The sequence below is a fragment of the Streptomyces purpurogeneiscleroticus genome, assembly GCF_020024005.1.
In the GTDB taxonomy this organism is placed as follows: domain Bacteria; phylum Actinomycetota; class Actinomycetes; order Streptomycetales; family Streptomycetaceae; genus Streptomyces; species Streptomyces purpurogeneiscleroticus.
Map to the genome: position 1 here is coordinate 1 of NZ_NHSG01000244.1, position 9793 is coordinate 9793.

A 9793-nucleotide genomic window follows, 5' to 3' on the forward strand; every position below is an offset into this window, starting at 1 on the left:
CCGGGAACAGCGGCCGCACCGGGAACAGAGGCCGCTCCGGAAGCCGTTGCCGCTCCGCGAGCGGGCGTCCTGCCCTCGTCAGGCGCCGGCCCGGGACCGCCGGGAACTCCGGGGCGCCCGGCGCCTCCGGGGTCGCCAGTGCCCTCCGCAGGGCCTCCCCCGAGCATCGCGCTGGAGCGGGGGTCCCAGCCCCCCGGGCTCTGCGGGGTCACAGGGGTGTCGGGCCGTTGCGCGGCCCGCGTCCGGTACGCGGTCATGCGTCGCCTCCTCCTCTGCTCCGGGCGAGTCCGGCCGGCACCCGCGCTCCGGAGTCGTGCGGTACGGCGGGCGGCCGGGCCCAGCTCGGGGTGTGGCCGCGGTCCTGCGGCGCGGACGACGGGCCGGTGGCGCCCCACGGGTCCGGCAGGCGCGACTCGGCGGGGCGCGCGAAGGGGCGCGGCGCGCCGTCCACGTCCCGCTCCGCGTGCCTGACCTGGGCGCGCGACATCAGCTCCAGATAGATGCCACGAAATGCCGCGATGTTCTGCTCGACGGTGAACAGTTCGAGTGCCCGTGCACGGGCCGCGGCGCCCAGCCGGGCCCGCCGCTCCGGGTCTCCCAGCAGGGCGGTGCACGCGTCGGCCAGCGCCCGTGGGTTGCGCGGCGGTACGACCAGGCCCGTTCCTCCGATGACCTCGCAGACGGCGCCCACATCCGTGGACACCGTGGCCCGGCCGCAGAACATCGCCTCCACCAGCGTCCTCGGGAAACCGCCGACGACGCTGGAGAGCACCAGCACCGCGCCCGCCTCGTAGGCGTCGGCCGGCCCCGCCACCCCGGGGTCGCCGATCTTCTCGAACGAGACGGGGTTCTCGCCGACCGTGACCGCGCTGGCGGCCTCGTCCGGGAAGAGCTGCGCGGCCAGCGCACGGCAGTGCGCCAGATAGGCCGGCGCCTCGGGGCCGGCGCCGGGCGCGCCGATGATGCGCAGCGTCGCGTCCGGCTCGGCCGCGCGGATCTGCGCGAAGGCGTGCAGCAGCCCGATGAGGTCCTTGTCGGGCTCGACCGTGCCGACCCACACCAGCGTCTTGGAGTCGTCGGCCGCGGCGTCCGGGACGCGGGCGAACGGCCCGGCGTCCATGCCCGGATAGACCGTACGGAGCCGGTCACGGGGCGCGCCGCACCGCTCCTGCCAGCGGCGGATGCGGGTGTTGCCGGGGGTGATCAGGTCGGCCGTGCGGTACGTCTCGGCGGCCAGCGCGCCCTCGAAAGCGGCCAGCAGCGCGTGCACGGGGGAGCTGAGCGCTGCCGTGGCGCGCCCGAGATGGTGCTCGCGCAGCCGTACGCCGTACTCCGTGACCAGGAGCGGAGTACCGCAGAAGCGTTTGGCCAGCAGTCCGGTGAGAGCCGCCGGGCCGCCGCACGTCACGTGGCAGAGGTCGACCCCGCCGAGCCCTCGCCCCTCGGGCCCCGCGCCGCGCCCGTCCCCGTACGGACCGCCCGTACCGTCGCCGTACCAGTCCAGCGACAGCGGGCGCAGGGCGCTGTCGAGCGCCTCGGTGACGGCCAGCAGGTCGGTGACCTGGGCGGCCCGCGCGGCCGGCAGCGCACCGGGGGCGCGGCAGGCGGCCTCCAGGATGCGGACGGCCGTTTCGGAGCGGAGCAGTTCCGGCAGCGCGCCGGTGCCGCGGGCCAGGTCGGCGAGGCCGTACAGACCGGCGGCGAAACGGTCCGCCTCGTGCCCGGCCTCCCCCGGCGGGCCGCAGAACGCAGCCGCGAGATCGGCGAAGTGCCCGGCGAAACGCTGCCGTTCGCGGCGGCTCACGCCGGCCGTCCGGCCGCGCCGGGCCCCGCGCCGGCCGCTCCGGGGCCGCACGGCGTCCCGGCCCGGCGCGTGCGCCCCGGAGCCGTCGCCGAGCGCGTACACCTCGAAGTCATGGCCGGTGAGCCCGCGCACAAGGCGGTCGCACCAGGCTCGCGTTTCACCGGACGCGTACGGATAGCCACCCTCGGTGAGCAGTCCAATGCGCACGAGCGCACCCCCGTCCTCGGATCGGCGTCCTTCCGGGCGGTGGCCGGATCGTCACCGCCTGCAACACGACGCTACGCAGAAGCACCGGTGGCGCGACGGACGGTTGTCCATCGCGCCACCAAAAGGGGTGAAGAGGCGTAACTTTCCACCAGGCCGGGCGTTCTGAGGCGGTACCGGAGCGCGCCGCTCAGCCGGTCGGGAACGGCCAGGCGTTCGGGCGGCAGGTGGCGCCGTCCGTGGTCAGGAACTTGGTCTGCTGCATCATCACGGGCGCGAGCGCGCCCTGCCGGCGGCAGCCCTCGTGGTCGTGGCCGAGCCGGTGCCCCACCTCGTGGTTGATCAGCATCTGCCGGTACGCGTACATCTTGTCGGGGCCGTACGTCGCCGCGCCACGCGCCCACCGGTACGCGTTGATCATCACGCGCTCGGTCGCGGCGGAGTCGCACGAGACCTTGTCCTCGCTGGTGTCCAGGCCGGACTTGGCGCACCACTCGTCGGTGGTGCCGGGGCTCGCCAGGGTGATCACGAAGTCGGCCTTGCCCGAGGCGACGCGGGCGAACGAGCGCTTCCCTCCGTGCGCCCAACTGCGGTCGTCGTTCAGGGTCTTGTGCACCGCCTCGGCGAAGAGCTCGCCGTCCAGCGGCAGCCCGTCCTCGACGTCGACGCGATAGCGCACCACCTGGCCGCGCCCCGGCGCCGGAGCGGCGCCGCCGGCCGGCGTGAACGTCCCGCTGCCCTTGAGGTCGGCGGCGAGCGGATACACCTTGGCCATCTTCGCGGCGTACGTGGCGGGCGCGGCCGTGGGGCCGCCGTGCGGCCGGCCGGCGTCCTGTTCTCTTTCCGGCGACGCGTCCCCGCCGCTCGGCGACGGCCCGTCGACGCCGTTCTTGCGGGCGTCGGCGACCTGACCGGCGACCACCACCGCGAGCACGGTGGTCACCGCGGCGGCGGCCACGCCGGTGAACGTGCGCCCCTTGGCACCCTTGCGCCGCCGGGCGTCACCGGCCACGTCGTCCTCCAGCGCCCCGGGGTGCCCGAACTCCGCTTCGTAGGCGGCGATCTCCTCGTCCACCCCGGGCGCATACGGGGACGGCGCGGGCGACGGGGAGAGCCCCTGCGGCGTGTCCGAGGCGGGCGAGGACAAGGGGCCCGCCGGGGGCCGCGCGGCCTTCGGGGGACGCGGTCCCGCGGCCGAAGGGGTGCCGGCCGCGAACTGGGCATCGTTGGCAAAGGCGTCCAGGTACTCCTGCTTCGGCCCCGGCCGGCCGCCGCCCGGATCGACCGGCGTACCCAGTACGCCGGGCCGCGCGCCACCGGTACCGCGCTGGTGCGGCAGCACGGGGACGCCCTGCCCCGGCGTGACAGCGGGCTCCCACTGCTCGGGGTGTCCGCCGCGCACCGGAGGGCCGGCCTCGGGACCGGGCTCACCGCGCCGCCGCCGGCGGCCCGTACGGGACCCGGAGGCGGCCTGGGGGCCCGCCACGGCGTCGTGGTCCTGCTGCGCCGCGTCGGCCGCTTCCGCGGGCCTCCGGGCGGCCGCGGCGCGCTCGCCCCACGGGGCGGCGGCACCGGTCGCCCCCGTAACGGCAGCGCTCTCCGTGGTGTCGGTCGTCCCCTCCGGGGTCCGGCGGCTATGGCGTCCCACTGGGCCCGTCAGCTCCTGCTCGCATCGGCGGTCGTGTCACCCGTCGCGCGGCGGGCAGTACGGCCCTCCCGGCCGCCGGCCGCTTCTCCCGCAGCCTCGCGCTCCGTGTCGTCCAGCAGCTCCCGGACGGCGCGGGCGACGGTCGAGGGGTACTCCATCATCGCGACGTGGCCCGCCTCGGGGAGCGTGAGCAGGCGCGAACCGCGGAACGCGGCAGCGGCCCTGCGGGCCATCCGGAAGGAGACCAGCCGGTCCCGGCCCCCGTAGATGAGCAGGGTCGGCGCGAGGACACGCTCCGCCTGCCGCCACAGGTTGTGCTGGCCGCCGAGCGTGTAGGCGTTCACGATGCCGCGCGAGGCGCGCTCCATGACCTCCCAGAAGTACGGCAGCTCCAGGCGGCGCGCGGTCTCCTCGACCGCCGCCGCCACCTCCTCGGGTGTGGCCATCGCGGGGTCGCCGTAGCAGAGGGCGAGCACCTCACGGGTGCGGCGCTCGGCCGTCCAGTCCCGCGTCAGGCGGCTGAAGAGGGTGGTGATGCCGGGGACCGCCAGCAGCCCCGTGGGCAGCGCGCTGAGCTGCGGGCGCAGCTCGGGCAGCGCGGGCGAGACCAGCGTCAGGGTCCGCACGAGGTCGGGGCGGACCGCGGCGACCCGGGTCGAGACCGCGCCGCCCATGGAGTTCCCGATGAGGTGGACGGGGCCGCGGCCGCGCTGGTCGAGGAACCGGATGACCGTGCGGGCCTGGCCGCTGATGGAGTAGTTGCCGTCGTCCGGGGGCGGGGAGTCGCCGAACCCGGGGAGGTCCAGCGCCTCACCGTCCACCCGGTCGGCGAGCAGCGCCATCAGGGCGGACCAGTTCTGCGACGAGCCGCCGAGGCCGTGCACGTACAGGGCGGGCGGCAGGCCCTCGCGCACTCGGGCGGGCGCGCGGACGCTGAGCGTCGCGCCCGGCAGGCTCACGCTGCGCAGCGTCTCCTCGGCGCCGACGCGCGGGCCCGGGCCCCCGGGCGGCACCGGGAGCGCGGTTCGGGTGTCCGGCGGCTCCGTGGAAGACATGCGTCGATGTTACGAGACGATCACGCCCCTTCCGATGTGTTCGCCATCACACGTCTCTTGCGTCACGGGCGCGCCTCGAAGCGCCGCCGCCGCTTCGTAGACAGCGGCGCGGCTCTCCCGTAGACGCGCGCCCCCTCTCGTAGACACGCGGCCGCGCGCCCCCAGTACCGCCACCCGTTCGCGGCGCGTACCGCGTCGCGCCGGGCAATCCCCTCTCCTAGGCTCGTGTAAAGGGCGCTCGCCCAGGAAAGGGGAGCCACCATGCCTGTCGACCCCACAGATCCGGAAACCTTCGACAAGGACGAGGCGGCCGAAATCGACGCGGAAGCACCCGAGGCGGACGCCCAGGAACAGCTCACGGACATCGCTCCACACCAAGACGACGCACTGACCGGGGGCGATCCCGACACGGCGAACGAAGCGGACCGCGCAGAACAAGCCCGGGTGGTCGAGCTGGACGAAGACGATTACCGGTGACCTGAACCGGTATGTCGGCTTCCCGCGGGCCCCGGGCGGATAAATTCTCGCTCCTGACCGCGCACAGCCTCGTTACCCAAAAGTACGATGGCGGGCGCGGTGCACCGTGCTGTGTGCATCTCGTAAGGAACGACACTGGGAGGCGGCGTGAGCGCCATCGAGCAGACAGAGGCCGCGCGCCCTCGGGGCACGCGCCTGCCGCGCCGAGCGCGGCGCAACCAGCTCCTGGGCGCTGCACAGGAAGTCTTCGTGGCGCAGGGGTACCACGCTGCGGCGATGGACGACATCGCCGAGCGGGCCGGCGTCAGCAAGCCGGTGCTCTACCAGCACTTCCCCGGCAAGCTCGACCTCTACCTCGCCCTGCTGGACCAGCACTGCGAGGCGCTGCTGCAGTCGGTACGGACGGCCCTGGCCTCCACGACCGACAACAAGCAGCGGGTCGCGGCGACCATGGACGCGTACTTCGCGTACGTGGAGGACCCGGGCGGCGCGTTCCGCCTGGTGTTCGAGTCGGACCTGACCAACGAGACGGCTGTCCGTGAGCGCGTGGACAAGGTCTCGCTGCAGTGCGCCGAGGCGATCAGTGACGTGATCGCGGAGGACACCGGGCTGTCCAAGGAGGAGTCCATGCTGCTCGCGGTGGGCCTGGGCGGCGTGTCCCAGGTCGTCGCGCGGTACTGGCTCTCCAGCGAGCGCACGGTCACCCGCGACACGGCCGTGCAGCTGCTCACCTCGCTGGCCTGGAAGGGCATCGCGGGTTTCCCGCTGCACGGCACCGAGGGCCACTGACGCCCGCCGCGGCACACGGGGCACCGGGCCCCGTGTTCGCTGCGGGCGTGCTCCATAGCGGCCTGTCCGTCCCCGTACCGGGCTAATGTGTGCTGCGTACGGCGCGGATCGTCGCGCACACCGCCCCCTGGTCAGGCCGGGGGGACCGAGACCGTCGGAGGGACATAAGCCGTGGAGGTCAAGATCGGCGTGCAGCACGCGCCCCGCGAGATCGTCCTGGAGAGCTCGCAGCCTGCCGAGGAGGTCGAGAGCGCGGTAGCCGCCGCGCTGGCCGGCAAGTCGCAGCTGCTGAGCCTGGAGGACGAACACGGCCGCAAGGTCCTCGTACCGGCGGACCGGCTGGCGTACGTCGAGATCGGCGAGCCCGCCGGGCGCAAGGTGGGCTTCGGCGCTCTGTAGGACGCCTGCCGCGCACAGCACGTATGACGGGCGGCGCCCCGGGGAGACGGTCCCCGGGGCGCCGCCCGTACGTATGCGCCCACTCTCCGCGCCGTGTGCCCGCTCTCCGCACTGTAGGGCGCTTTTCCCCTGCTCAGCGCAGTGATCGCACCTTTGTCCGGCCCGGCACGATTGCCCGTGGCGCCCCTTGGGTACGACGGCCCCGAATGGCCATGACGACGCCGCCGTGCGGCGGCGTCATCCGTGTGCGGGAGGGGAAACATGATCTTGGAAGTGCTCGGCGCCGCTGCCCTGGGCCTCGCGCTCGCCCTCGCCGCCCTCCGGCGGCTGCCCGGCCGCTTCCCGAAGCGCAGCCTGACGCTGTCCACGGGACCCGCGGCGGCCGTCTTCGGCGCGCTGCTGGCGCACACGATCCTGGGGGCGGGGCGGGCACCGGTCGTCCTTGTCGTGGCCCTGGGCCTGTCCGCGGCGCTGCTCTCGCTGCTGCTGCGCCCCGAGCCCCGGCCCGCCCGTCGGCTGCGCCGATCAGCGACGGCGGCCTGAGAAGCCCGGCTCCAAGCTCCCCGAGCCCTGACGGACAGCTCCCGGAAGGACCGGCGCCGGGACGGACGGTTTCCGGCCGATGTCCGGACGGAGAAACGGCGCGTTCATGTCTGTGCGCCCCGCCTGCCGAGGCAGTGCGCGGCGCACAGAGATGTGAGTGATCGCACGCCCGCCGGGCGCGCCGTCCGGGGCCTGCCGGCGCAGCCCGGGCCGGGGCCCGCTTACGCGCCGGGCCGGGGCCCGCTTACGCAGCCAGCCCCAGGGCCGCCATCCGCTTGGTGTGCGCCTCGGTGATGCGCGAGAACATCCGGCCGACCTCAGCCAGGTCGAAGCCGTCGGCCACACCGCCGACCAGCATCGTCGACAGCGCGTCCCGGTCCGCGACCACCCGCTGCGCCTGGGAGAGGGCCTCGCCCATCAGGCGGCGCGCCCACAGCGCGAGCCGGCCGCCGACCCGGGGATCGGCCTCGATGGCCGCGCGGACCTTCTCGACGGCGAAGGAGGCGTGCCCTGTGTCATCCAGCACACCGAGCACCAGCTCCTTGGTGTCGGAGTCCAGCCGGGCCGCCACCTCGCGGTAGAAGTCGCTGGCGATGGAGTCGCCGACGTACGCCTTGACCAGGCCCTCCAGCCAGTCCGACGGCGCGGTCTGGCGGTGGAACTCGTCCAGCGCGGCGGCGAACGGCTCCATGGCCGCGTTGGGCTCCGCGTCGATCTGCGCGAGCCGCTCGCGCAGCCGCTCGAAGTGATGGAACTCCGCCGTCGCCATCTTCGCCAGCTCCGCCTTGTCGTCCGTCGTGGACGCCAGCTTGGCGTCCTCGGCCAGCCGCTCGAAGGCGGCCAGCTCGCCGTACGCGAGGGCGCCGAGCAGGTCGATCACCGCGGCCCGGTACTGCGGGTCGGCGGCCGCCTCCTCCCAGGTCTGGGCGGCGATCCCGGTGGGCTCGTCGGGCGTGGCGGGGGCGTCGGCGGTGGCGTTGTCAGGCGTCTCCATGGAGCGCACAATAGCCCGCTCGGCAACCCGGGGAAGGGCCTGGTCAGCCACTCGGGTCCCACTCGACCGAACGATTGCCCGGACACACATGCGCTCATCCGGGGTATGGTGGTAAAGAGCCCGCCGAAGTTTCGGTGGGTGTTTCACGAATGCGGATGCCCGGTCGGTGGCCCGATCGGCTCCACCCCGACCGCCCTCTGCCCCGACGCGTACAGACAGCGCACGGCAGAGGAACACCGCTCGCGGCACGAGCGCCTGAGCGAAGGCAGTGGTCCCGCGCCATCCGGCCCTAGGAGGCCGGGCCGAGCCGAGTACGACCCCGTACGACGGCAGGCAAGGCACGGTCGATCCCCTTCGTCGCCTCGCGCCGCGACTCACAGAAGAGGCAAGCATCCTGTCTACGTTCCGAGACCTCGGGATCCTCCCCGAGACCGCCGAAGCCCTCGAGGCCGTCGGCATCATGACTCCGTTCCCCATCCAGGCCCTGACCCTCCCGGTGGCCCTCTCCGGCTCCGACGTCATCGGCCAGGCCAAGACCGGCACCGGCAAGACCCTCGGCTTCGGCCTCCCGCTCCTGGAGCGCGTCACCGTCCCCGCCGACGTCGAGGCCGGCCGGGCCAAGCCCGAGCAGCTGACCGACGCGCCGCAGGCGCTGGTCGTCGTCCCCACCCGCGAGCTGTGCCAGCAGGTCACCAACGACCTCCTGACCGCCGGCAAGGTCCGTAATGTCCGCGTGCTCGCCATCTACGGCGGCCGGGCGTACGAGCCCCAGGTCGAGGCGCTCCAGAAGGGCGTCGACGTCGTCGTCGGCACCCCGGGCCGGCTGCTGGACCTGGCGGGCCAGAAGAAGCTGGACCTCTCGCAGGTCCGCGCCCTCGTCCTGGACGAGGCCGACGAGATGCTCGACCTCGGCTTCCTGCCGGACGTCGAGAAGATCATCCAGTACCTCCCGGCCAAGCGGCAGACCATGCTGTTCTCCGCGACCATGCCCGGCCAGGTCATTTCGCTGGCGCGGCGCTACATGTCGCAGCCGACCCACATCCGCGCCACCTCGCCCGACGACGAGGGCGCGACGGTCGCCAACACGACCCAGCACGTCTTCCGCGCGCACTCCATGGACAAGCCGGAGATGGTCTCGCGCATCCTGCAGGCCGAGGGCCGCGGGCTCGCGATGATCTTCTGCCGTACCAAGCGCACCGCGGCCGACATCGCCGACCAGCTCGCGCGCCGCGGCTTCGCCTCCGGCGCGGTCCACGGCGACCTCGGCCAGGGCGCCCGCGAGCAGGCGCTGCGCGCCTTCCGCAACGGCAAGGTCGACGTCCTCGTGTGCACCGATGTCGCCGCGCGCGGCATCGACGTCGGCGGTGTGACGCACGTCATCAACTACCAGACGCCCGAGGACGAGAAGACCTACCTGCACCGCATCGGCCGTACGGGCCGCGCGGGCGCCAAGGGCACCGCCGTCACGCTGGTCGACTGGGACGACATCCCCCGCTGGCAGCTGATCAACAAGGCGCTGGACCTCTCGTTCAACGATCCGGAGGAGACGTACTCCACCTCCGCGCATCTCTACGAGTTGCTGAACATCCCGCAGGGCGTCACCGGCGTGCTGCCGCGCGCGGAGCGCACCCGTGCGGGCCTGGCGGCCGAGGAGGTCGAGGACCTCGGTGAGACCGGCGGCCGCGGCCGCGGGCCGCGCAAGGCCGGCCGGGACCGCGAGGAGGAGCGCCCGGAGCGTACGCGTACGCCGCGCAAGCGCCGCCGTATGCGCAACGGTGCCCCGATCGAGGACGAGGCCGCTGCCACCGGTACGCAGGGCAGCGAGGCGGCCGAGGCCGCGGCGGACACCGCCGAGGGCACGACCGCGCCCCGCCAGCCGC

General features: G+C 74.0%; 8 protein-coding genes and 1 pseudogene. 5 read left to right on the forward strand and 4 right to left on the reverse strand.

What is annotated here, in order from left to right; genetic code table 11:
• Positions 1-253: 253 nt before the first annotated feature.
• The 3 genes from CCS38_RS15760 to CCS38_RS15770 form a co-directional block, all read right to left on the reverse strand.
• A complete protein-coding gene (locus CCS38_RS15760; protein ID WP_223733903.1) occupies positions 254-2011 on the reverse strand; it encodes a glycosyltransferase in 1758 nt (585 codons plus the stop codon).
• Between the two features lie 187 nt (positions 2012-2198).
• The gene (locus CCS38_RS15765) at positions 2199-3656 is read right to left on the reverse strand and encodes a DUF3152 domain-containing protein (RefSeq protein WP_223733904.1); all 1458 of its coding nucleotides are present in this window, start codon (positions 3654-3656) and stop codon (positions 2199-2201) included.
• Between the two features lie 8 nt (positions 3657-3664).
• Positions 3665-4711, reverse strand: a complete 1047-nt coding sequence (locus CCS38_RS15770) for an alpha/beta fold hydrolase (RefSeq protein ID WP_223733905.1) — start codon at positions 4709-4711, stop codon at positions 3665-3667.
• 261 nt (positions 4712-4972) lie between these two features.
• Here CCS38_RS15770 and CCS38_RS15775 point away from each other — a divergent pair, with 261 nt between their 5' ends.
• From CCS38_RS15775 to CCS38_RS15790, 4 genes are all read left to right on the forward strand, one after another.
• Positions 4973-5188, forward strand: coding sequence for an Rv3202a family protein (locus CCS38_RS15775; RefSeq protein WP_223733906.1), 216 nt, complete (start codon positions 4973-4975; stop codon positions 5186-5188).
• A 147-nt stretch (positions 5189-5335) separates the two neighbouring features.
• Positions 5336-5977 (forward strand): TetR/AcrR family transcriptional regulator, encoded by a 642-nt coding sequence (locus CCS38_RS15780; protein ID WP_030264153.1) that lies wholly within the window; start codon positions 5336-5338, stop codon positions 5975-5977.
• Positions 5978-6148: 171 nt separating this feature from the next.
• A complete protein-coding gene (locus CCS38_RS15785; RefSeq protein WP_030264152.1) occupies positions 6149-6376 on the forward strand; it encodes a DUF3107 domain-containing protein in 228 nt (75 codons plus the stop codon).
• A 261-nt stretch (positions 6377-6637) separates the two neighbouring features.
• Positions 6638-6919 carry a hypothetical protein gene (locus CCS38_RS15790; protein WP_223733907.1) on the forward strand — a complete coding sequence of 94 codons (282 nt, stop codon included), beginning with the start codon at positions 6638-6640 and terminating at the stop codon, positions 6917-6919.
• 244 nt (positions 6920-7163) lie between these two features.
• Here CCS38_RS15790 and CCS38_RS15795 read toward each other — a convergent pair whose 3' ends face one another.
• Positions 7164-7913, reverse strand: a complete 750-nt coding sequence (locus CCS38_RS15795; protein WP_223733908.1) for a ferritin-like fold-containing protein — start codon at positions 7911-7913, stop codon at positions 7164-7166.
• Positions 7914-8110: 197 nt separating this feature from the next.
• On the opposite strand from CCS38_RS15795, the pseudogene CCS38_RS15800 reads away from it, so the two are divergent.
• Positions 8111-9793: pseudogene (locus CCS38_RS15800) on the forward strand (DEAD/DEAH box helicase); the annotation flags it as partial.